Genomic DNA, 23,775 nt, shown 5'->3' with positions numbered 1-23,775 from the left:
TGTCCCCCTCTCGCGCTCTCCCCTCCCCAAAACTTTCAATGGTTACAGGTGTGACAGCGATAACACTCTGTAACCGTTATAAGTCTTTGGAAAGGGGGTCCGGGGGGAGAACCTTTCTTTAGAAAGGTTTCCCCCCGGCAGCTTTTTAAAAACTCTTCTCTCACAAATTCGGTCGAGCGCGGACGGTGCGGATGGCTTCGCGCAGCCGCAGGCGGATGGCGTCGTCGGTAACGGGCTCGTCAATGACCAGGGTCACGGACTGGGTATAGCGGGCCGGGAGCAGGTTCAGCGTCAGGGCGTAGATGTCCTCGACATTGGTCCGGGTGGGGCGGCAATCGGGGAATTCTGCCAACACCTCGGGCAGGAGGTCGATGACCCGTTCCTCGTTCTTGTTGCGGATGGAATGAAAATCGATGCCCAGCGCAACGTAGTCCATGCCGCCCCCCCTTCAAGTACAGTTTTCTTTTTCTGTACCTGCCCTAGCGGATATTGCAACTGATTTTGCCGGGCACGTGGGCAACATGCCAGCGCCAGGCCGTCTCCACGATGGCTTCCAGATTCATATACTTGGGCTGCCAGCCGAGCTCGCGGATGATCGCCCCGGAATCGGCATACAGCCCCGGCGAGTCTCCGGCCCGGCGCGGCCCTTCCACCATGGGCACGGGCTTGCCCGACACCTTCTCCACGGCCCGGATCACCTCGCGCACGGAATTGCCCGTGCCGGTGCCCAGGTTGTAGATAGCGCTTTTGCCGCCATCGAGCAGCTTTTTGACGGCCAGGATATGGGCCTCGGCCAGGTCGGCGATGTGGATGTAGTCGCGCACGGCCGTGCCGTCGGGCGTGGGGTAATCGGTGCCGAAGACCTCCACCCGGGGGATGCGGCCGAGCGCCGCGGCAATGACCAGGGGAATGAGGTGGGTCTCGGGATTGTGGTCCTCGCCGATCTCGCCGTCCGGGTCGGCCCCGGCCGCGTTGAAGTAGCGAAGCGCCGTGTAGGTCATGCCGTAGGCCGCGTCGAAGTCCCGCAGCATCTGCTCGATCATGAGCTTGCTCGTGCCGTAGGGGCTCAAGGGGCGCAGGGGATGATCCTCGGTCAGGGGCACCCGCTCGGGCGCGCCGTAGGTGGCGCAGGTGCTGGAGAAGACGATATGCTTGCAGCCGGCCCGGCGCATGGCCGATAATAGCGACAGCGATCCGGCCACATTGTTGCGGTAATACTTCTCGGGATCGGTCACGGATTCGCCGACATAGGCAAAAGCGGCGAAATGGAGCACGGCAACGGGCTTGTATTCGGCGAAGACCTCGTCGAGTTCACCCTTGTTGAGGATATCCCCGCGCACCAGCGGGCCCCAATTGACGGCCCAGTCGTGGCCGTAAACCATGTTGTCGAAGGTGACGGGGGTGAACCCGGCCGCTTTGAGCGCCTTGCAGGTATGGGAGCCGATGTAGCCGGCGCCCCCGGTAACGAGAATGTTCGTGGCCATGTTCGGTGTTCCTTCACGTTAAGATCTGACGTTGTCCCATGGAAGAGAAGTTGTCACTAACACCCTGAAAAATTGAGGAAGGGGAGAGCGCGAGAGGAGAGAACACTTTTGAAAGGGTTTGCCACTCCCGCACGTTTTTCCCCATCCCTGCAACCTAGTTCCCCGAAAGGACGGCAGCCGCGGGCAGAATCCGGGCCGCGCCGCGCTTGCCGTGGCCTGTGGGCGCGGCGCCCAGGGTCATGGTCATTTCCCTGTAAAACGTCGTTGCGTAAATCGTCATCTTAAGCGGCATGCCGGGCGCAAGCTTGTCCACGCCGAGCAGTCTGGCCGGCAGCCGCATCTCCACGGCAATGTGCGGCAGGGGTTTGTCCAGGACCTGGACGATGCCCTTGGCCGGGATCTCCGTGAGCCTCCCCTGGTCGTCCACCGCGAAAAGCCGGGGCACGAGCTCGAAGCGGCCTTTGTACTTGGAATGGGGGCGCGGCTCGAGGCAGGCGGCGAAATGTTTCAGACCGGCTCCGGCGTCGACCTCCAGGTGGATCTGGTAGGTCTCGGACATCGGAAAGTCGCCGTTGTGGGCCAGTAAAAACAGGTCGGCGTAGTTCTGGGCCAGATTGAACAGGTTGAGGCTGCCCGAGCTCCAGGAAAGATGCACGTCGCCAAAGGGCACATGCGGCGCGGGCACGTGAAACCAGGGCAGGCGCGTTTCGGCCTTGTCCGACCAGTCGGCCAGGGAATCGTCGGTCACGTTCACGGCCGCCTTGGCCGGATGGATGGGGATCACCGCCGGCTGGGACGGGGTGCGGGTCGCGGCACTTGCGGCATGGATGGCCGGGACCGCGGCGTTGGCCTTGGCCAGGGCGGCGGTGAGGCGTTCGTAGGGCTTGTTGTGGATGTCCACCAGCCCCATGTTGAAATTCTCTCCGTCGCCGCGTCCGCCCGAGGGTTCGTCGTAATACTGGAACCAGTGGATGCCGGCGATATTCTTGAAGGCCGCGAAATGGCGCACCGCCGCCGCCGCGCCGGCCGCGCGCTCGGCCTGGGTCTGCACGTGCATCAGGTGGCCGTTGTTGACGTTGCCGGACCGGTTCTCGTTGGCCGCGAAGAAAAACTCCGAAATAAGCACCGGCGCGGGCGTCAGCTTGGCCAGGCCGTCGAAATAATACGGCGCGACCCAGCCGTCCGGAGTGTCCACGTTGTAGTTGGTGGAAAGGACGTCCAGATAGCCGCGCGAGGCCAGCACCGCGTCCTGGTTGTAGTAGAGCGGCAGCCGGTCGCCCATGACCAGCCGGTCCGGGTCCACGGTCTTGAGGGCCTTGTAGACCAGCTCGTAATACCGGCCGGCGCAGGTGGCGGTGAATTGCTGGATGAGATGGATGCCCTGGCCGCCCGGACGCAGGTGCAGCACCGCCCCGCCCTTCTTGAGGTCCTCGAAGGAGGCGACGCCTTCGCCGGGAACGAAATCGGCCAGCAGCCGGTCCCACTTGCCCTGGTAGTGGTCATGGATCATGCGCCAGAGAACGCGCTTGGTATACACGGCCCACTCGTTGCCGAGGTACCAGCGGAAAAGCGGCGCGTTCCACCAGCCCACCTCGTTGTCCGTGAAGTAGCCGATGACGGCGGGATTGTCCTTGTAGGGCGCGACGAGCCGGCGCGCCGTGGCGATGGTCTTTTCCAGGGCGTCCGGGGCGAAGGGATCGAACCAGTGCAGGCGCGCGTTGCGACCAAGGTCGATTTCCGCGACCAGCGGCAGGGTCATGGCCGTCGTCGGATCGGACCAGCCGCCGCGCGTATTGAAGCGCCAGGCGTAGAGGCGCTTCTGGGTATCCGCCGCCCAGGCCGCCGCATCGGGGTAGGCGTTTTTATAATAGTAGCCGTGGTCCTTGTAATTGACGTCGCCGCCGTTGACCGTATCCGCGCCGATGGAGAAAAAGCGCGGCCCGCCGGGCAGCGTCAGCCAGGAAACGCCGTTGTCGCGCGCGACGCCGAAGCCGGCGGCCGGACACGTCGCAACCGGGATCACAAGCCAAAGCAGAACCCAGCACAAGAGTCGGGAAATCATTTTCATGGACGCATCAGCGCTCGCGGTAGGCTTCGCGGCGGTTGGCCACGCGAATGACCAGCACAACCAGGCGCTCATCCTCGATTTTGTAGATGATTCGATAATCGCCGACGCGCAGCCGATAATACCCGTGCATGCCGGTCATGGGCAGGGCCCCCGCCGGCCTCGGTTCTTGCGCCAGGGCATCGATGCGGGGCGCAAGGCGTTTGGCGGCGGCACCGGGCAGCTTCTTGAAATCCCGCCCGGCCGCCGGCGTCAGTTCGATGCGATAGGCCATATCGCAGCGCTACAGCCCGCATTCCCGCTTGACCGTTTCCCACGCAACGGTGCCATCGCGCACCGCTTCGGCCTCGGCTTCCCGCACGGCTTCGATATCGCCCCGCTCCTCAAGTCCCAAAAGCAACAGCAGGTCGTCCATCGGGACCACGGCCGCCACTGGCTTGCCGCGCCTGGACACGATGATGCGCTCCTTGCCGTAGGCGGCCCGGTTGACCACCTCGGCGAAGCGCTCCCGGGCATCGGCCGCGCTCATCCGGCTCTCGTTATCCGTCGCTGGCATGGCTGGCTCCTTGTTTCCCGAAAGATGGTCACTCCGTACGAAAAAGTCAATTCGTACAATTGAGCGCTTGACGCCTCAGCGCAACGCATCGGCCAGCAGCTTGGCCAACACCGTGTCGGAATCGAAGTAGCGGGCGGCAAAGGCCTTGGCCGCCTTGGAGTGGCGCACCCAGTCGGACCGCACGGCCTCGATGCCGGCCAGGGCTCCGGCCTCGTCGTCAAAGGCCAAAACACCCTCGCCTACGTCCATGAAGCGCGAGTAGCCCGTGTCCTGGACCACGGCCGGTCGGCCGGAAGCCAGGTAGCAGGCCGTGCGGCAGGAAAACCAGCCCGAACGCGTGGCCACGTAGGCGTTTTTAGCGGTGGAAAATTCGGCCAGGCTGTCCCAGATGTAGTCCCGGTAGACCCAGGGCGTCTGGGACATGGAAAACCCGTCGCGCAGCTTCCAGCCCTTTTCCTCCAGAAGCTCGCGCGGCGGCTTGCCGCCGCCAAGGGCCAGCTCGAGAGTGGCCGGGGTCTTCTGGGGCAGGTCGAGCATCTTCTCGAATTCCATGTTCTTGCCGCCGTACTGCACGCCGCCGACCAGCGGCCCCTTCTGGGTCGGCTGCCAGGACAGCACCGTGGTGAACACGTCGCGAGCGGGCTTTGCCGGCGCGCCGGCCCACGAGTCGAGCACAATGGGCTGACGGGTGGGAATCCAGTCGAAAATGCCCTTGGGCACGGTGCAGAAATCCTCGTTCACGTTCTCCCCGAACGAGAAGAACACGTCATGGCGGCACATGTTCTCGATGTTCTTCTTCTCCTCGTCCGAGGCCGTGCCGGCCAGATAATCCGGGAAACTCGACTGGGTGTAGAGCGGGTCGGAGTCGATGAGCACCTTGACCGGGATTTTCGCGTAGGCGTCGCGCAACTGGCAGGTGGTGGAGATATTAAAAAAGACGTCGGCGCGCCCAACCACCGCGGCCAAGTCCTCGGCGGACATGCCCCAATGCCGGTCGTCCGGGCCGATGACGCAAAACCGCTTGGCCAGACCGGGATCGAGCCTGGCCAGAAAATCGCCCAGGTATTTCGTATGATACGTCAAATCATCCACGAACGTGACGTTGAACGGATCATAGGCCCAGCCGCCGGTGTCTTCCAGATAATACACGTCATGGCCGAGACGATAAAACCCGTGCAGATATTGAATATAGTCCCAGGCCACGCCGCCAAGCGGATAGGTTGCGGCCAGCCCCGACACGATAATGGTGCGCTTTTGCATGATACGGCGTCCTTTGAGGAACCGGGGGAGGGAACCCCTTTTTGAAAAAAGGGGTTCCCTCCCCCGGGCCCCCACCCTCCCCCAAAACTTTTCACGGGGGGACGGGATAATACTATATTGTCTGTCCGCTTCGTCCCAAAGGGACGATGATGTCCCCACACATGCGGGCGCAAGCCCGCCAGTCCGCCAATCGGACCGACCTCACCCGCAACCTATGTCACCTCCGCCCGCCAAGGCCGCCAAAAGTTTTGGGAGGGGTCCAGGGGAACCTTTTTTCAAAAAGGTTCCCCTGGCCGCCGGAGGCATCCCCCCTCCCCTCTCCTCTTTTCTAAAAGCCAGGCGGCGTGACGTCGCCGGTAAAAACCATATTGCCGCCGGTCAACCAGAGCTGGGCATGGCCGAAAAGGCGCACCGTCACCGTATCGCCGGCGGTCAGGGCCGGCAGGTCGAGGCCGAACCGGGCGGAAGCGTCGGTGAAGCGGCAGGGCGTTACGCCGGCCAGCGTGAAAATCGTGCGGCCGGCCGCTTCCGCTTCCACCCTGTCGGCGGCGCAGGCCAGACGCGGATACCAGAAGGCCGGGTAGCGCGTATGGGCCATGGGATGCGGCGCAAAGGCGGCCCCGGCGCGCAAGGTGATGGAGCCGGGCCGGGCGGGATCGAGGCAGTGGGCCACGGCATGGCCGGGGTACTCGTCGCTTTGGCCGATGACCACGTTGTCCGTGGCGGCCACGGCCAGGGGGATGGCGGTTTCGCCCGGACGCGGCCAGCCGTTTCTAAAATCCACGCGCGGGTCGTCGAGCTTCACGGCATTGGCCAGCGCCGCTTCCGGATCGGCCGGAGAACAGCCGGCAACAGCCCGGGCAAAGGACGGCACGTTCGGCAACCCGGCGGCGATATCCCGGGCGAGCAGTTGGTTGCCGAGCTTGGTCAGGTGGATCTCGTCGAAATAATACTGCCCGGCCCGGGCCACGTCGGCGGCCACGGCCGCGTCGAAATCGGGCTGGGGATTGACCACGAATGCACCATCCTGCCGGGCGACCGCGGCGTTGGCCTCGGGAAAGTAGGTCTTGCCGAACCGGTACAGCGGCGTGGAGGCGTCGCGAACCACCTTGGGCGCATTCCCCGGCAACGGGTCCATGGCCAGCCAGGGATAGTCCACGAGCACGAATTCCCCGCCGTCCTTGCGCACCAAGCCGGCCAGGGCCTTCATGTTGTCGCGGTAGCCGAACAGCTCGATTTTCTTGCGAAATATGGCCGGATCATCGGTCTTTTTCCCCTGCCCGGCCGCGCTGCCGATCTTGGCGGCAAAACGCTTGACCAGGGCGTAGAGGCTGACGTGGGTGTCCAGAGACCGATCCGTCCGCTCGAGAAAACCGCCCTGCCGTCCGGCATTGGCCAGGCTCAAAAGTTTGTTCTTTTCCTTGGCGAAGGCGGCCGAGTCGTCGGCCAGGGTGCTGGCGGCCAGATCGTTGACCGCGTCCATGGCGATGACGAGATCGGGCTTGAGCTTGGCCAGCTCAGTCCGGAAGCGGATGCGGGAATGCCAGCTGTGGTAGCCCATGACGCCGAGGTTCAAGACCTCGAAGCGGACCTTGCAGCCGCCGTAGACGCGCGTCAGCAGGTCCTCGAGCTGGGCCGGGAAGGAATTGGTCTTGTCCGCGCCCACGCCGTAGGTGGTGGAGCCGCCCAGGCACAGGATGCGATAGACGCCCGGAGCCTTGGCCACGGGCACGGTCTTGCCGGCGGAGTCCTCGAAACGGCTGGGGTCGGCGTCATGACGCACGAGGCGGTAGCCCAGGCGCTCGTCGTACTGCACGACAAAGCCGGCGTCGCGGCCATTCTCGGCGTTGAAAATCCGGGTCTGCCGCTCGCCGCCTTCCAGGTGGGCCAGGATCAGCCCCGCGCCCCACTCGAGCAAGGCGAAAAGCGCCACGTTGACCAGCACCACACACAAGACGAACAGCCACCTGCGCCCGCCACGAACCGCCATCCGAACTCCTTGAAGCGTGTGTTAGAGGAATCGGGGGAGGGAACCCCTTTTTTCAAAAAGGGGTTCCCTCCCCCGAGCCCCCACCCTCCCGAAAAACTTTAACGGGAGATAGACAGAAATTTTCACTTTTCCCAAAAGAACTTACAGATATAACATCCTATTATAGCTAAAAGTCTTTGGAAAGGGGGCCTGGGGGGAGAACCTTTCTCCAGAAAGGTTTCCCCCCAGCACCATTCCTAAAGGTCTCTTAAGCTACCAAGGGGTGCGGCGGCAACTTTTCGGGGCGTCCCTTGCCCATCTGGATGGCGTGGAGTCGGGCGAATTCGCCGTTTCTGGCCATCAGCTCGTCGTAGGAGCCCATTTCGTGGATGCGCTGGTTCTTGATGACCAGGATGACGTCGGCCCGGCGCATCATGGACAGGCGGTGGGCGATGACGAAGGTGGTGCGGTTTTCCATGAGCCGCTCCAGGCCTTCCATGATGAGGGCTTCGGTCTCGGCGTCGAGGGCCGAAGTGGGCTCGTCGAGGATGAGAAGCGGCGCGTCCTTGAGCAGGGCCCGGGCGATGGCCAAACGCTGTCGCTGGCCGCCGGACAGGTTGGAACCCTTTTCGCCGAGGATGGTGTCGTAGCCCTTGGGCAGGCCCATGATGAACTCGTGGGCATTGGCCAGCTGGGCCACGCGTTCCACTTCTTCCCGGGTCGCCTGCTTTTTGCCGTAGGCGATGTTGTCGTGCACGGACATGGGGAAGAGTTGGGTTTCCTGGAGCACGATGGCGATCTGGTCGCGCAGGCTTTTGAGGCCCACCGCACGCAGATCCTGGCCGTCGATGGTGATGGCCCCTTTCTGGGGATCATAGAAGCGCAGCAGCAGGCTTATAAGCGAGGTCTTGCCGGCTCCGGTCTGGCCGACCACGGCCACGGTGGAACCGCCCCGGCAGGTGAAATCGAGGTCATTTAGGACCATCTTTTCCGGGGTATAGCCGAAGGACACCGCATCGAAGCGCACCTCGGCCTTTTTCACGACCAAAGCCGGGGCATCGGGCACCTCGGGCACGGCCTCGTCCACGGCCAGGACGTCCATGACGCGCTTGGCCTGGGCCAGGGAGCCACGGATGCCGCCCACGGTGACGCTCAGGTTATTGAGCGGCGTGTAGAGCGATCCCAGGTAGGCGATAAAAACCAGCAGCTCGCCGGTGGAGAGCAGGCCGTCGATGACGTGGCGCACGCCGATGTAAAGGACCAGCGCCGTGCCGGCGGCGGTGATGCCGGAAACCAGCCAGCCGTAGACCGTCTGCAAGGCATAGAGCGACAGTTTCCGGTCGAAGGAATGCTGGGACTCGGACACGAATTTGCGGCGTTCCTCGTCCTCGCGGCCAAAGGCCTGGACCAGGGTGATGGAGGAAAAGATGCGCTCCACCGTGGTGTAGACCTGGGATTCCTTGAGATGCGTCTCCGTGGTCAGGTCGCCGATCTTGCGCGACACCCGCGAGATGGCGATAAAAAGGAAGGGAATGACACACAGGGCGTAAAACGTGAGTTCCGCGTCCATCTGGACGCACACCACCAGCATGCCGCACAGCAGCGCGGTGCTTGTGACCGTGGTGAAGACGCCGTTCATGAGCAGTGCCTGCACGGCGTAGGTATCGCCCATGATGCGGTAGATGAGGTCGCCCGTGGGCCAGTTCTGGTGAAAGCGCAACGACTGGCGCTGGAGATGGTCGAACAGGTCGCAGCGCAGGTCCTGGACCATGTCCTGGCCCATGCGGATGGTCAGGTAGTTGTTGAGGAGCTGCACGAAGCCCACCAGGAAATGCACGCCGACCAGCATGCCGACCACGACGAGCAACTGGACGCTGACGGAAATGGCGGCCAGATCGGGCTTCCAGCCCATGACTTCCAGGGACTTGTGGCCGATGATCTGGTCCACGGCCAAGGTCAGCGGCCAGGGTTTGAGGAGCTCCATGGCGCTGGCCAGACCGACCAGCCCAAGCCCCAGGATAAACAGGTACTTGTAGGGCTTGAGGTACCCCAACAGTATGCGGAACATGCTCATGGCGATTTTCCTTGCCAGGAGAGGCGGCGCCTCTCCTGGACCTCACCGGCAGGGGCTCCGCCCCTGCACCCCGTCGGGGGGCCGAGGGCCCCCCGATCCCCCCATACCGGGGAGAAATAAAACGTATAACCAATCACGCTGCCCCGAGGCCGAAGCGCCCCGGGGCGGCATGGCGAATACCCCGGTTACGCGGCTTCGGTCTCGACGACCACCGGCTCGGACTCGACGACCGGCGATACGGCTGCAACCGTTTCCTCAGGCATGGCCTCGGCCACGGTCTCGGCCGTGCGCGGCTTGACCACGCGGGTCACGCGTTCTTCCACCGGCTCGTTCATGGAGCAGCCGGGGCGGGTGACCATGACATACTGGATGATGGTGGCCACAAGCGAGGCGGCGCGGAAAAGCCCCACGGTCATCCAGCCGGCCAGGCCGACCGCGGCGGCGCCGAAGGCCAGGGCCAGGACCGGATGGAGCAGGAAGCAGCCGGCGGCCGCACCCAGGCAGGCGACCAAAGCCACAAACGACGCGCCGGAAGGCAGGACCGAACCGGCCAGACGCACGAACCGCTTCTCGCCGCCGTGGTTCTCCACGGTCACGCGCAGACGCGCGGTGGTCAGCTTACCCGCCTTGGCGGCCAGGTCCCAGGGCGGGGTGGACGACGAGGCGGCAAACCCGCTGTCGAGGGCGTAAGAGACGCCGAGCGTACGGAGCAGGCCAATGATGGAAGCGAGCAGCTCGTCGCGCTCCAGGCTCTTGTTGTTCCAGAAGAAACGGTGGAAGGACAGGCGATGGGCCAGAATGCTGCCGGTTGCGGCCAGGCGGCGAAACAGACCCACGCGCGGCAGGCTCGACTCGTCGCAGGCCGTGGTGTCGGCCAGGGGCAGCGGACAGGCGTTGACGCCGGCCCCGCGCTTAAGCGTCCAGACCGTCTTGTAGCGGGTCCAGCCGCGCAGCACCGGCTGGGCCACGGTCAGCCCGGCGATGATGAGCCGCGCGGTGATGTTGTCGTACTGCTCGGGCAGCCGGGCCTTGCTCACCCGGTAGGCCACGAAGGCGATGGTCATGGCGGCCATGGCCAGCCCCAGACCTCCGGCGATGAGGCTAAACGGCGTGGCGATCATGCAGGCCACGGCCAGGATCATCCATTCCATGGACAGCGGCAGGTAGGCGGTAAGGCTTCCCTTGGGCTCGTAAAGAGTCTGGAACAGCCCCATGCCGAAGGCACCGTGGTAGACGATGGGGCGGGCGGCCAGAAGCGCGCCGGAGATGTCGCCGTAGATGCGGCCGGCCCAGCGGGAATTCCCGAGCATGTTGAAGCGGTTCTTGTGCTTGGGAAGAAGCAGCGCTTCGGCCCGGCCGTAGCCCTTCTGCTGCTTGAGGTAGGCCGAGACGGTGTTGCGGCGGTGATGCCACACGGTCATGGCCGCGGAAAAACCGATGAGGTGCCCCTGGTCCTGGAGCCGCCAGCACACGTCCACGTCGTCGCCGGCCGCGCGATAGGTGGCGTCGAAACCGCCGATGCCGGCCAGATGCTCCTTGCGGTAGGCCATGTTGCAACCGGGGATGTGCTCGGCGATCTCGTCGGTCAAAAGCACATGGGTCGGCGCGCCAGGGGACACGGCCACGCAGGCGGCGGTGCGGTTATCCTCGACCGGGGTCAGGTTGGGGCCGCCGACGGCCACGAAGCGTTCGTCGGTGAAGGCCCAGGCCATGTAGTGGAGCCAGTGCGGGTCCACGTAGCAATCGGAGTCGGTGTAGGCCACGATCTCGCCCTGGGCGGCGTTCATGCCCACGTTGCGGGCGGCGGAAAGGCCCAGGTTCGGCTGGTGGATAACGTGGATGTAGGGCGCGGCGGCGGCGTGGCGGTCGCAAATCGCGCCCGTGTCGTCGGTGGAGCCGTCATCAACCACGATGACCTCGAAGCCGGGGTAGTCCACATGGGCAAAGGAGGCCAGACAGCCGTCCATGGTGGAGGCGGCGTTGTAGGCGCACACGACAACGGAAATAAACGGCGGATTTTCCGGCAGCATGGGCAGGCGCTGGCGGTAGACGTCGGCCACGGCCTGGTAGGCGGGCTTGGGCTTGCGCGTTTCGGTCACGATGCCGAATTTCCAATCCTCGATCAGATGGCCGCCGGTGTACCATTCGTCGGTCCAGGCGAAGACCATGGTCCCGGAAACGCCGAGCTCGAAAGCGGAATGAAGCTGCCAGGACAGGGTCTCGGCCACGTGCTCCTCGTCGTTGCGGATGGAATCCATGCCGAACTCGGACAGCACCAGCGGCAGTTCGCCGGCCACGTTCTGGAGCCGCTTGACGTAGGAACGAAACGCCTTCTTGTCATGCAGGTAGACGTTGATCGACAGGAAATCCAAAAACGGCAGGCGCAGATATTCGGTCGAGGGATAGTTGGCGTAGGTGACCATGCCCTCGGGGTCTTCCTCGCGCACGATGGCGGCGAGCTTGGCCAGGAACTTCTCCACCTTGCCCGCGCCGTGCCAGCGCACGATGTGGCTCGGGATCTCGTTGCCGATCAGCCAGGCCAGGACGGCCGGATGGCCGGCCAGGGAGGCGACGGCCTCGCGCACGGTCTTCTTGATGTCTTCCTTCACTTCCCACTGGTCGAGGAAGCACAGGTGCTCGGGCCAGGGAATGCCGATCATGACGCGGATGCCATGGCGGGCGGCGATATCCAGGAAGCGGCGCGGCGGCACGTAGTACACGCGGATGGCGTTGACGCCGGCCCGGCGCATGAGTTCGAAATCGTGGTTGACGGTCTCGTCCTCGGGCAGCTGTTCGCCCCGGGAGTTCTCCGGGAACGGCCCGTAGGTGACGCCCTTGATGAAGAATTTGTCCTCGCCGGCGAACAGATAACGGCCCTTGGCGCGCACGCGCGGCAGCGTTTTTACGCCAGCCAGCCCTTCTTCGATCTGGAACATGGTTCCCTTCTCCTGGTATGGGCGTTGTTTCGCCCTTTTTCGAACCCGCCACCCGGCACCCGTAAGCGGCGGCGATACGGATCAAATTTCGTGTTCATCCGGCAACATTCCGAAATTCTTGTTGAAACATCCAAGAACCCCGTATGGCCGAACGGATCGCGGGAACCATTAAGCAACACGCGTGCCATAGCCGCAAAGGCCGGGAAGACAGGGAATTGGCGGACCGGGGAAGGGAGAAAGACGCGGCTGGTTACGAAAATTGCCCACTCGATTACGTAATCGTAATCAAGCCCACAAATCAAAATAAAAGTGATTTATTCCAGTGTGATAAAACAAAAAAATGCGTGTACAAGAGGAAAAGCTGGAAAAACCAGGGCATTGCGCCCCATCGCCGGTGAATTAGTTCCGCCAGCATTCAGCCTCCCTCTTTGGGCGCATGACGTCAGCGCCCCAAAGAAGGCACCCGATCCCCATGGGAGGACGATGGAATACTCTTCTACTGCGTATTCCTCGAAGGATTTTCCTGTAGAAAGTTTGGTTGTTTCAGCAAGAAGTCGCTTATTGATGCAGCGGCTTGGCGAAATCCATTTTCATTCCAATGAATATCATTCAGGTGGTGCAGTGAGAGGGGATGGTCTCCAAAGCCGCCATAGAGATCAATAAATCTTGTGTTCGTTTCTTTTGCAAGTAATACAATTTTATTTTTATATGATTTATCGGAGAAAATTCGTCCGGTTGCTTTCGATCTGAACTTGAATTCCTGTTGCAACATATCGTTTTGCACAGAGCAGTCATCGGAAATCACTAAAAAAAATTTGAAATCATACTCCGCTGCAAGCATATTAAATGCAAACAGCGCACATTTTGTAGCGGATAATGCGCTTTGGAAAACAGGTGGCAGTGTATCCGTTGGCACCCAAAACATACTGTTCATATCGAGGTCATCGGGAAATAACCACCCAGAAAGCAAACTGGTGTATGCAGGCTTCGCTTTCACTTGATAATATCGATAGGCGGATTCTCTGTCCCCCCTCAAAAATTGTTTCTCTCCACCTTGGGCAACAATATTTTTTAGCCAATTATAGACATAGAAACGACTAAAAAGTTTTTCCAGCCAAGACTCAAAAATAGTATTTAACGTATGCCTATGCTCATCAGGCAATTCTTTCAGCAAATACTTTTTGAAATCACTATCAGCCGGCACCTGGACACATTCTCCATTCTGCTCCTCAAAAAATAACCGCATGGGGTGATCAGGATCTCCTCTCAACTTCATGGACTCCAGCACACGGGAGTCATTGGCAAATGTCGACGAATTAAAAACAGCGATCACCGCAATAGGGTGGAATTGCAAGCCTATATATTTCACGAATGCATACATGTTACCGAGACCAATCCCTGGGAATCCCATCGGAATGACCTCAAATTGCGCTCCGTGAACTTTTTCTTGAAGAGCATCTTCTATATCTCGAGCCAAACTTGTGCCACTTACAAACGAGTCGCCAACAAGCAAAATTCTTTTTTTTGCGCCGCCCGCGATGTCTCGGTGTTTATCGACAAATCCGAATTCATTCACTTTCTCTGGACATGTTTTATGATCGTATAAAAAACCAATCTTTTCATGAAAAGCATAGTTTATTGGAGTTTCATACTTCGACGTCAGGCGAATATATACTTCAAATGCAACAGGGACAGCTATTATACACAACATACAGAAATACACCAGAAATCGGATACGCTTCCGCATAATACTATCAGGCCTTTTATGGAAAATGGGGAGATACAAAGGTGCAACAAACGCCTGGGATGAGCGTGCAGCAGCAATACTTTTTCAGTTTACCCTGCGCATGATCGACTGCGAAGCGCGAAGGAAAAAAACTTTCTCAAAGATTCCCCCTGCGCATTCGCCTGGCCGTCCGACTCAGATCACCCCCGCCACGTGACGGCTCGTGGCCTCGAGCAGTCGCAACATGACCACGGCCAGCCGGGACGCGGCGGCCGCATCCCCGGCCCGTCCGGCCATTTCCAGGTCACAGGCCGCCTGGCGCAGGGGCTCGGCGAACATTGTCGCGGCCACGCCCTTGAGGGAATGGGCCAGATGGGTGACGGCGTTCATGTCTCCGGCGGCCAGGGCCCGCTCCAATCCGCTCCGACGCCCGGGGGTCTCGCTTTGAAACACCCGGAAAATCTCGGCCAGCAGTTCCTCGTCATCATCGAACCGCTGTCGCAAACGGGCCAGATCCACCAGCTCCTGCGTCGCGTCGTCGGCATCGGGCATATCGGACATAGAGGGCATCCTCCTGGGCGCGGGCGTCAGTGTGACATCCCCTGAAATATTGAGATATTAGCAGAAAAAACAAATCGTCGCACAGCGTTCCCCCGGAATGCGGCGAGCCGGGTTCCGGGAATGCGGCATCAATGCGCCGCGCCGGCCAGCACCGGCGGCAGGAGAACCGTTATGGCGCAACCGCCGTCCGGCTGTCCGGCCGCATCCACCGAACCGCCGAAATCGTCCACCACCTTTTTGACCATGGCCAGCCCCAGGCCGTATTCGCACTGGTCTCCCTTGTAAAAGGGGCTGAACATGTTTTCCAGGTTTTCCCTGGTCACGCCGCGCCCGCTGTCCGTGACCCGAAGCCGCACCTGCGCCTCGTCCCGGTCGGCGGCCAGCGCGACCAGACCGCCATGGGGCAGGGATTCCACGGCGTTTCGCAGCAGGTTGACCAGGCACTGCTTGAGCAGTGCCGGATCGAGGGCGACGGCCGGCAGTTCCGAGGCGATGTCCACCACCAAGCCCACCCGGCGCGCATCGGCCTCGTTGCGCACCGCCTCCACCGCCTCCCGGACGGCGAGCCCCACATCCGCCTTTCCCTCCACCCCGCCGACCGGCCGGGCGAATTCCAGGAACTGGGTGAGCAGCGCTTCCATGCGAGCCAGCTCCTCCACCACGATGGACGCCTTTTCCCGGGCCGACTCGGGCAGGTCGGTCATGGCCGAAAGCCGTCTGGCGAAGCCGCTGGCCGCAAAGAGCGGATTTCTGATCTCGTGGGCCAGATACGACGACAACCGGCCCACGGTCTCGATGCGTTCGGCCTGCCGGGCGCTGATCTCTCCCTGGGTGCGGTCGGTGATGTCGCGGCGAAAGACCACCACGTGCCCGACCCTGCCGGCGGCGTTGCTGATGGGATAGGCGTAGGTGCGGAAGTAGCGCAGCCGGCCGTCGGCGGCCATGGCCGTCTGCAGCCGTTCGGCCTTGACGCCGGTTTCGAGGGCCGTGCGGAAGGGGGACTGCGAATCGTCGGGATCGCAAAAGGGCGGGTCGTCGGGGCCGCTTTGCAGTTCCTGGCAGGGTCGGCCAAGGAGCGAGTCCTTGGGTTTGCCCAGGCGCGCCACGATGTTGCGGTTTAAATCCACCACCTTGCCGGCGGCCGAGACCAGGGCGATGTCCTCCTGGACCTCGTCCACGATGGCTTCGAGCAAAAGCTTCTGGTGGTCGAGACGGCGGCGGCAATGGGCGCCCACGGACACGGCGTTGGACAGGGCGCACAGAAAAAAGGAGGCCGTGCTGTCGATCAGCGAGGCGCCGGGCGGCATGGACGCGGCCAGGGCCCGGCAGTCGCAGCCGCTTTGCAGCTCCACCACGAGGTTGATGCCGGGGTTGGCTGCAAAGAGTTCGCTGGGTGTGGGATAGAGCGGCACGCCGGCCAGAAGCGGGGCCTGGCGGTTGGGGTCGTCCGGGGCCAGCCCGCACACGCCGGCCAACCGCATGGGCGGCAGAAACTCGCGGAATTCCTCTCCGGCCACGATTTCAAGAATGGTGTCGAATCCGGGGCCGCAGCCCACCACGCCGACGAGATACTCCCGTTCCTCGGCGTCGAGAACGCAATACCCTTCCCGTGCGGCGCGCGGACCGTCCACCATGCGGCCATACCCTCCGGGTCAATCGTGTTTCCGGTTTTCGAGCATCGCATAAACCTCTTTGACGGTCCATCCCGAAAGCCGCGCCGCGGCGCGTCTCGCCGCCTCGCGGGGCTTGCCTCCCGCCGCCGCCTCCTCCTGGGCCACGCGCGCCGCCTCTTCCTCGGACGAGCGCATCGTCCGGCCCGGGCCGACCACCACCGTCACTTCGCCGAGGAGTTCCAGTTCCTGCCCGGCGAATCCGGCCAGCGTGCCGGGCAGAAATTCCTCGAAGGTCTTGGTCAGCTCCCGGCACAGCACGCATTCCCGATCGCCCAGGGCTTCCAGCGCGACGGCGAGGGTGGCCCGCAGTCGCGTTTTGCGCTCGAAAAAAACCAGCGTCGCGCCCGTCGCGCCGAAGCGGGCGAAAAGCTCCCTGGCCTCGGACACGGTGCGGGGCGGAAAGCCGAGAAAGGAAAACGGGTACGGCGCGATGCCGGCCGCCGAAAGGGCCGCCAGGATGGCCGACGGACCGGGCACGGGCGAAACGGCGTGGCCCGCTTCCCGGGCGGCCCGCACCAGCCGGTAGCCCGGATCGGCTAGAAGCGGCGTGCCGGCGTCGGAAACCAGGGCCAGATCCTGGCCCGCGTCCAGCCAGGCCAGCACCTGGGGCAGCCTCGCCTCCTCGTTGTGCTCGTGAAAGCTCACGAGCCGCCGGGCCGTTATGCCGAGCGATTTGAGCAACAGCCCCGTGCGCCGCGTGTCCTCGCACAACACGGCCTCGGCCCCGGCCAAAACCGAAGCCGCCCGGGGCGAGACATCCGCGACATTGCCCAGGGGCGTCGCCACCACGAAAAGCGTTGCCGCGCGCGTATCCGTCAAACCGGCCTCCTTGCCTCCCCGTTCTGGTACAGCCTGGGCCGGGGCATTGACAAGGTCCGGCTTTGGACTACCTTACTTGCATTTCAATACCGTCGCCGCCGGGGGAAAACGGCTGCAACAGGCTGTTTTCCGACCCTGCCCGTATGGCATAGTCGACATCGTTCCAAGGAGCGATCCCGTATAACGTTCGGACAACAACTCGAAACGCAAGGACACGCCATGCCACAACAGGTCGTCATCATCGGAGCCGTGGCCCTGGGCCCCAAGGCCGCCTGCCGCTTCAAGCGTCTTTCCCCGGACAGCAAGGTCATCATGCTCGACCGGGGCAAACGCATCTCCTACGGGGGCTGCGGCATTCCCTATTACGTTTCCGGCGAGGTCAGCGAAGTCTCGGCCCTGCAGGCCACGGCCTTCCACATGGTGCGCACGCCCGAATTCTTTAGCGAAGTCAAGGACGTGGAGGCCCGCCCCGAAACCGAGGTCACCGCCATCGACCGCAAGGCCAAGACCGTGACCGCCCGGCACCTGCCGACCGGCAAGGAAGAGGCCATCCCCTACGACAAGCTCGTCATCGCCACGGGCAGCTCCACGCGCAAGCTCCCCATTCCCGGCCTCGACCTGCCGGGCGTGCACGCGGTCAACAACCTGGACGCGGCCGAAGCCATCAAGAACGCCGTGACCGCCGGTTCGGTCGGGTCGGTGGCGATCATCGGCTCGGGATTCATCGGCCTGGAAATGGCCGTGGCCTTCGCCGACATGTGGGGCCTCGACGTCACCGTCATCGAGTTGTTTGACCAGATCCTGCCGGGCGTGACCAGCCCGACCCTGGCCGGCATGGCCCAGCGGCACATGGAGGAAAAGGGCGTCGTCTTCCGCCTGGCCGAACAGGTCAAGGCCATCGAGGGCGACGGCAAGGCCCAGCGAGTGGTCACGGACAAGGGCGTGGTCGAGGCGGACATGGTCATCGTGTCCGTGGGCGTCACCCCCAACGACGCCCTGGCCAAGGCGGCCGGCCTCGACGTGTCCCCGCGCGGCGGCATCATCGTGGACGAGCGCATGCGCACCTCCGACCCGGACATCTACGCCGGCGGCGACTGCGTGGTGGTCAAAAACCTGGTCACCGACCAGCCCATGTTCCTGCCGCTCGGGTCCATGGCCAACCGGCAGGGCCGGGTCATCGGCGACAACCTGGCCGGTGGCGACTCCAGCTTCGCCGGTGTGGTCGGCTCCTGGTGCGTCAAGCTCTTCGACCTCGGCGCGGCCGGTACCGGCCTCACCCTGGCCGCGGCCAAACGGGCCGGCATCGACGCCGTATCCACCCACATCACGGCCGTGGACCGGGCCCATTTCTACCCCGAGCACGGCCTCATGTCCCTGGAGCTCATCGCCGAGCGCGGCACCAAGCGGGTGCTGGGCTTGCAGGCCCTCGGCGTCAACGGCGACGCCGTGGTCGGCAAGGTCAACACCGTGGCCGCCATGCTGCCGGACAAACCCCAGGTGTCCGCCATCTCCAACGTGGAAGTGGCCTACTCCCCGCCTTTCGCCGCGGCCATGGACATCTTGAACACCGTCGGCAACGTGGCCGACAATATCCTTTCCGGCCGCAACAGCGGCATCACTGTCAACGAATTCGGCGAGCTCTGGAAGCAGTCCGACCTCGGCGACGCCTATATCCTCGACTGCCGCGAAACGCTCCAGGGCGAGCCGCTGGTGGAGAAATACCCCGGCCGCTGGCACAACATTCCCCAGGGCCAGCTGCGCGAACGCCTGGCCGAAGTGCCCCGCGACAAAAATATCGTGCTCATGTGCAATACCGGGGCGCGCTCCTACGAAGCCCTGATCACCCTCGCCCACATGGGCTTCAAACAGGTCGTCAGCGTCGAGGGCGGCATGGCCGCCGTGAACGCCGCCGGCATTGAGGTGTAAAGAGGGGAAGAATGCCTCCGGCGGCCAGGGGGGAAACTTTTTGAAAAAAGTTTCCCCCCTGGACCCCTCTTCAAAAACTTTTCAAGGGGCATGGTGAGGGTTCTTTTCTGATCGGCGTGGCCCTCAAGGACAACGAATCCTTTTATGGAGCGTCGCCAGTCGCGAACGCAGGCCCCCTTCCGGCGGGAAAAACCTTTCCCCAAACCGTGTTCGCCCCAAAACGCCTGACCACCTTCCTGCCATGATGGGAGAGAATCCCTCTCCAACGTATTTCCGGCCAAGAGACGTATGACCAGGGTCGGCGGGGCAGTGGCGCGGACGCGAAGGCGTATTCTTCAAATATGCGCCGCACGCGGCCGCGCCACTGCCCCGCCGACCGACCAACCCGCCGGCTGACCGACTCGCCGACCGACCAACCCGCCGACCGACCTACTCGCCTTCCCTCACCTCGCCTTGGGCGACAAACCCGACCCTTCCCCTAAAGCGCCCCCTCGCATCCCTCGCGCCTTTCCTCCCCTCGTGAAAAATTGCGCGGACAACCCCACTTTGCCGCAAAGGGGCTTGCTCCATACGGAAATATGAAGTATCACGATTTCGTGTTATGAAATATTATTTCATACTATTTTAAGTAAACTATTTTTTAACATATGTGCAGCAATCCTTTCCTGCAAGCTGGGCACCACCGCCGGGGGAAAACGCGAACCCTTCGGAACGCGCCGTCCCCCCGCTTTCCTGAAAACCCGCCCGCAAGGGTAACCCATCTAACCGTTGGAGGTTGCGTATGAGCCGCATCGAGATGGAAAAAATCTTCTACGAACAAAGCGTGCCGCCTCCGGGCACGAACCTGGACAAGGCCTATATCGTCCAGGTCGACGAGACCAAATGCATCGGCTGCGACACCTGCATGGGCTACTGCCCGACCGGGGCCATCACCGGCGAATCCGGCGAGCCACACAAGGTGGTCGACCCGGCCGCCTGCATCAACTGCGGCCAGTGCCTCACCCACTGTCCGGTTGCGGCCATCTACGAGACCGTGTCCTTCGTCCCGGAGATCGAGGCCAAGCTCAAGGACAAGAACGTCAAGGTCATCGCCATGCCGGCCCCGGCCGTGCGCTACGCCCTGGGCGATCCCTTCGGCCTGCCGCTCGGCGCGGTCACCACCGAGCACATGCTCACGGCGCTCAATAAGCTTGGCTTCTCCAATGTCTGGGACAACGAGTTCACGGCCGACGTCACCATCTGGGAAGAGGGCTCCGAGCTTCTCGCCCGCATCACCAAAAAGCTCGACAAGCCCCTGCCCCAGTTCACCTCTTGCTGCCCCGGCTGGCAGAAGTACGCCGAGACCTTCTATCCCGAGCTGCTGCTGCACTTCTCCTCGTGCAAGTCGCCCATCGGCATGATGGGTCCCCTGGCCAAAACTTACGGGGCCAAGGAACTCGGTTACGAGCCCAAGCAGATCTACACCGTGTCCATCATGCCCTGCACGGCCAAGAAGTTCGAAGGCATGCGGCCGGAAATGGACGCCAGCGGATTCCGCGACATCGACGCCACCATCAACACCCGCGAGCTGGCCTACATGCTGCAAAAAGCCGGCATCGACCTGCCCAAGATCGCCAACGGCAAGCGCGACGCGGTCATGGGCGAATCCACCGGCGGCGCGACCATCTTCGGCGTCTCCGGCGGCGTCATGGAAGCAGCCCTGCGCTTCGCCTACCAGGCCCTGACCAAAAAACCGCCCCAGAGCTGGGACTTCAAGGCCGTGCGCGGCTTAAACGGCATCAAGGAAGCCACGATCAACATCGGCGGCACCGACGTCAAAGTGGCCGTAGTCAACGGCGGCAAGAACTTCGCCAAGGTCTGCGACGATGTGAAGGCCGGCAAATCGCCCTACCACTTCATCGAGTTCATGGCCTGCCCCGGCGGCTGCGTCATGGGCGGCGGCCAGCCCATCATGCCGACCGTGCTCGAATCCATGAACCGGACCACCACGAAGTTCTACGCTTCGCTCAAAAAGCGTCTGGCCCTCTACGACGCGCAAAAGGCGTAACGCATAAAAAATACGGTAGTATTTTTGCAGAAATAACGACCCAGGCGTGTGCACTTCGAAACCCGCACAAGCGGTTTCGAGGAAACGCGCCCCAGGAGGATCTATGTCGATACTTGCCACCACCCGGCGCGGCTTCATGAAAACCGCCTGCGTGCTGACCGGCGGCGCCTTGATCGGCCTGCGCCTGACCAGCAAGGCCGTTGCCGCGGCCAAGCAACTCAAAGAGTACATGATGGACCGTGTAAACGCCGTCTATGGCGCGGACGCCAAATTCAAGGTCCGGGCCTCCCAGGACAACGCCCAGGTCATCACGCTCTACAAGAAGTTCCTGCATGAGCCCCTGTCCCACGAGTCCGAGCACCTGCTCCACACCAAGTGGGTGGACCGCTCCAAGGACCTGGCGGCGCTCAAGGCCAAGGGACTCTACCCCACGCCCCGGGCCAAGGAATTCGAAAAAGAGCCCTATCCCTTCCAGTAACCCCCGCCTTGCGCTCCGGACGGACCCGCGGCAAGGGGTTTTGCCTGACCCTAGGGTTGCGTCCTCTCCAACGAACGTCCCGTCCACCGTGACGGCCGTGCGACGATCGCGCCACGCCCGATTGCGGCCTCTTTGGCTGCGCAGCGCCGCACGCTTGTGCCCGATGCTTTACTCGGGCCGTTTTCTTGAGTATTCCTCCCCAGCCATTGCAATGGGCGCGAAATAGGTTGGAATATAAACAATGTTGACGGGAAAGTATCTGTCACGTTGCAGTCACATTCCTCCCCAAAACGCATTGCCCCGGCCGGACGGCGTAACAGCCGTCATGCGCGTCCCTCCCGGATGCCAGGCCGTCTCCCGCAGCCGGCTAACCGATTGAAATAAGGGCCCGGTGATGGATGCCCTCCTATGGAAACGACACGTTTCGCCAACGCGTCAGGGGTCGTTCGCCGTGCCCGCGCCACGGTGCCGCCCCATGGAAAGTGCTCATCAACCCGCAACACGAGGAAGGATTTGTTATGAAACGTTTTACCGTGCTGGCCCTGCTGGCGACGCTTCTGGCGGGAACGGCCGGCTTGGCCCGGGCCACGACGGAGGTACGGATCACCGGTGACTCCCGCATCTACGGCGTCTTTTTCAGCGGACACAACTTCACCGGCTGGAACGATGCGGCCTGGACCTCCAACGCCCCGACCTGGACCGCAGCCGGCACGAAAACGGAAGACACCTTCGAAGTATGGGAGCGCATCCGGGTGCGCACCGATTTCATTGCGGGCGAGAACCTGAAGTTCCGCCTGGGCACCAAGGTGGACAACACCTGGGGCAACGGCACCTACACCGCCGCCAACCCGTCCGCGGCCATCCAGGTCTACCAGGCCTTCCTCCAGTTCAAATATCCGGGCACCGACATCGAGGTCACGGCCGGGCTCCAGCCCACGGCCCTGCCCCAAAGCGCGCTTTTCAACGACAGCATCGTCTTTACCGACTGGGCCGCCGCACTGCTCGTCAATGCACCGCTCATTCCCGACACCCTGCGCGTCACGGCCGGTTTCGCCCGCCTCATCGACACCAACCGGACCTATGACACCACCACCACCCAGGTCGGCGACGAGCTGGACTTCTACATCCTGACCCTGCCCGTCACCACGCCGGGCTTCAAGGTCACGCCCTGGGGCGTTTTCTCCATGGCCGGGTCCAAGGCCGGCTATTTCACCAGCTATGCCTCGTCCTTCGCCGAAGCCTCCTACGCCGAGGACCTGCTTTCGGCCGGAACGCTGGTCGGCGCGACGGGCTGGAAGAACAACCAGAATCCCTATTACTGGGTCGGTGGCGCGTTCGAGGTCGACGCCCTCGATCCGGTCAAGTTCTACGCCGACGTCATCAACGGCGGCGGCGCCCTGTCCGACCGCAAGAAAAGCCGTCGCCAGGGCTGGTTCCTCGACGCGGGCGCGGAATACACCGGCTTCGACCTGCTCACGCCGCAGGTCTGGGGTTGGTGGTCCACCGGCGAGGACGGCTCCACGGCCAACGGTTCCGAGCGCATGCCCCACACGCGTCCCAACTGGGGCCCGGGCGGCTCGTTCCTCTTCGACGACAGCGCCGTCTTCGCCCGCAACTCCAACATGGGCATGGACCCGGTCGGGGCCATGGGCCTTGGCGTGTCGCTCAACAACATCACCTTCATGGAAAAGCTGTCCCAGCGCGTGACCTTCACCTACCTGCGCGGCAACAACTCGCCCCGGGCCATTCGGTCCCTCAATGCGGCGCTCGGCTCCAATCCCTACTTCGAGATGGGCCGCGACCTCACCTGGAACGAGTCCGCCTTGGGCGTCAACTTCGACAGCCAGTACATGCTCTACGAAAACCTGGCCCTGCGCATGGAAACCGGCTGGGCCCACGGCCACTTCCAGGAAAGCGTCTGGGGCCACCGCCTGGCCAGCCAGGGCAACGGCAACGACACCTGGAAGTTCTCCTTGGGCTTCACCTATCGCTATTAGAAATGAAGAACCGGGGGGAAACCTTTCTGTAGAAAGGTTCTCCCCCCGGACCCCCTTTCCAAAGACTTTTAACAGTTACAGCATGTTGGCGTTACACCATTTGTAACCCTTTAAAAGTTTTGGGGAGGGGAGAGCGCGAGAGGGGAACCCTTTTTTCAAAAAGGGTTCCCCTCTCGCATCTTCTCCCTTCTTCTCCTCTCTCTC

The 23,775-nt window shown here is 62.7% G+C and carries 17 protein-coding genes; 4 read left to right on the top strand and 13 right to left on the bottom strand.

Annotated elements, in window-relative coordinates; all coding sequences use genetic code 11:
- Window positions 1-160: 160 nt before the first annotated feature.
- The 13 genes from K9F62_10740 to rsmI form a co-directional block, all read right to left on the bottom strand.
- The gene (locus tag K9F62_10740) at window positions 161-436 is read right to left on the bottom strand and encodes a late competence development ComFB family protein (GenBank protein UJX39212.1); all 276 of its coding nucleotides are present in this window, start codon (window positions 434-436) and stop codon (window positions 161-163) included.
- A gap of 43 nt (window positions 437-479) precedes the next feature.
- A complete protein-coding gene (gene galE, locus K9F62_10735) occupies window positions 480-1,484 on the bottom strand; it encodes a UDP-glucose 4-epimerase GalE (GenBank protein ID UJX39211.1) in 1,005 nt (334 codons plus the stop codon).
- 154 nt (window positions 1,485-1,638) lie between these two features.
- Complete coding sequence (locus K9F62_10730) at window positions 1,639-3,552, bottom strand: hypothetical protein (protein ID UJX39210.1); 1,914 nt, start codon at window positions 3,550-3,552, stop codon at window positions 1,639-1,641.
- Between the two features lie 7 nt (window positions 3,553-3,559).
- Window positions 3,560-3,823, bottom strand: coding sequence for a type II toxin-antitoxin system RelE/ParE family toxin (locus K9F62_10725; protein ID UJX39209.1), 264 nt, complete (start codon window positions 3,821-3,823; stop codon window positions 3,560-3,562).
- Between the two features lie 9 nt (window positions 3,824-3,832).
- A complete protein-coding gene (locus K9F62_10720) occupies window positions 3,833-4,105 on the bottom strand; it encodes a type II toxin-antitoxin system Phd/YefM family antitoxin (protein ID UJX39208.1) in 273 nt (90 codons plus the stop codon).
- A gap of 75 nt (window positions 4,106-4,180) precedes the next feature.
- On the bottom strand, window positions 4,181-5,365 hold the full coding sequence (locus tag K9F62_10715) for a glycosyltransferase family 1 protein (protein ID UJX39207.1): 1,185 nt from the start codon (window positions 5,363-5,365) through the stop codon (window positions 4,181-4,183).
- A gap of 328 nt (window positions 5,366-5,693) precedes the next feature.
- Window positions 5,694-7,355, bottom strand: a complete 1,662-nt coding sequence (locus K9F62_10710) for an SGNH/GDSL hydrolase family protein (GenBank protein ID UJX39206.1) — start codon at window positions 7,353-7,355, stop codon at window positions 5,694-5,696.
- A 247-nt stretch (window positions 7,356-7,602) separates the two neighbouring features.
- Entirely contained in the window at window positions 7,603-9,408 is a 1,806-nt protein-coding gene (locus K9F62_10705; protein ID UJX39205.1) for an ABC transporter ATP-binding protein/permease, read from the bottom strand.
- Window positions 9,409-9,593: 185 nt separating this feature from the next.
- Window positions 9,594-12,344, bottom strand: a complete 2,751-nt coding sequence (locus K9F62_10700) for a glycosyltransferase (GenBank protein UJX39204.1) — start codon at window positions 12,342-12,344, stop codon at window positions 9,594-9,596.
- A gap of 496 nt (window positions 12,345-12,840) precedes the next feature.
- Complete coding sequence (locus K9F62_10695) at window positions 12,841-14,091, bottom strand: hypothetical protein (protein ID UJX39203.1); 1,251 nt, start codon at window positions 14,089-14,091, stop codon at window positions 12,841-12,843.
- Window positions 14,092-14,265: 174 nt separating this feature from the next.
- Window positions 14,266-14,622 (bottom strand): Hpt domain-containing protein, encoded by a 357-nt coding sequence (locus K9F62_10690; protein ID UJX43188.1) that lies wholly within the window; start codon window positions 14,620-14,622, stop codon window positions 14,266-14,268.
- A 137-nt stretch (window positions 14,623-14,759) separates the two neighbouring features.
- Window positions 14,760-16,265, bottom strand: a complete 1,506-nt coding sequence (locus tag K9F62_10685; GenBank protein ID UJX39202.1) for a PAS domain-containing protein — start codon at window positions 16,263-16,265, stop codon at window positions 14,760-14,762.
- Between the two features lie 18 nt (window positions 16,266-16,283).
- Window positions 16,284-17,123 carry a 16S rRNA (cytidine(1402)-2'-O)-methyltransferase gene (rsmI, locus tag K9F62_10680; protein UJX39201.1) on the bottom strand — a complete coding sequence of 280 codons (840 nt, stop codon included), beginning with the start codon at window positions 17,121-17,123 and terminating at the stop codon, window positions 16,284-16,286.
- A 219-nt stretch (window positions 17,124-17,342) separates the two neighbouring features.
- Between rsmI and K9F62_10675 the strand changes: the two genes are divergently transcribed.
- The 4 genes from K9F62_10675 (at window position 17,343) to K9F62_10660 (ending at window position 23,571) form a co-directional block, all read left to right on the top strand.
- The gene (locus K9F62_10675; GenBank protein UJX39200.1) at window positions 17,343-19,049 is read left to right on the top strand and encodes an FAD-dependent oxidoreductase; all 1,707 of its coding nucleotides are present in this window, start codon (window positions 17,343-17,345) and stop codon (window positions 19,047-19,049) included.
- A gap of 781 nt (window positions 19,050-19,830) precedes the next feature.
- Window positions 19,831-21,096, top strand: coding sequence for a [FeFe] hydrogenase, group A (locus K9F62_10670; protein ID UJX39199.1), 1,266 nt, complete (start codon window positions 19,831-19,833; stop codon window positions 21,094-21,096).
- Between the two features lie 103 nt (window positions 21,097-21,199).
- Complete coding sequence (locus tag K9F62_10665) at window positions 21,200-21,574, top strand: iron hydrogenase small subunit (protein ID UJX39198.1); 375 nt, start codon at window positions 21,200-21,202, stop codon at window positions 21,572-21,574.
- A gap of 518 nt (window positions 21,575-22,092) precedes the next feature.
- Window positions 22,093-23,571, top strand: a complete 1,479-nt coding sequence (locus K9F62_10660; GenBank protein UJX39197.1) for an outer membrane homotrimeric porin — start codon at window positions 22,093-22,095, stop codon at window positions 23,569-23,571.
- The last annotated feature ends 204 nt before the right edge of the window (window positions 23,572-23,775 follow it).

Source organism: Desulfovibrio sp. JY, from assembly GCA_021730285.1.
Lineage (GTDB): Bacteria > Desulfobacterota > Desulfovibrionia > Desulfovibrionales > Desulfovibrionaceae > Solidesulfovibrio.
This window is presented reverse-complemented; position numbering and strand designations above follow the sequence as displayed.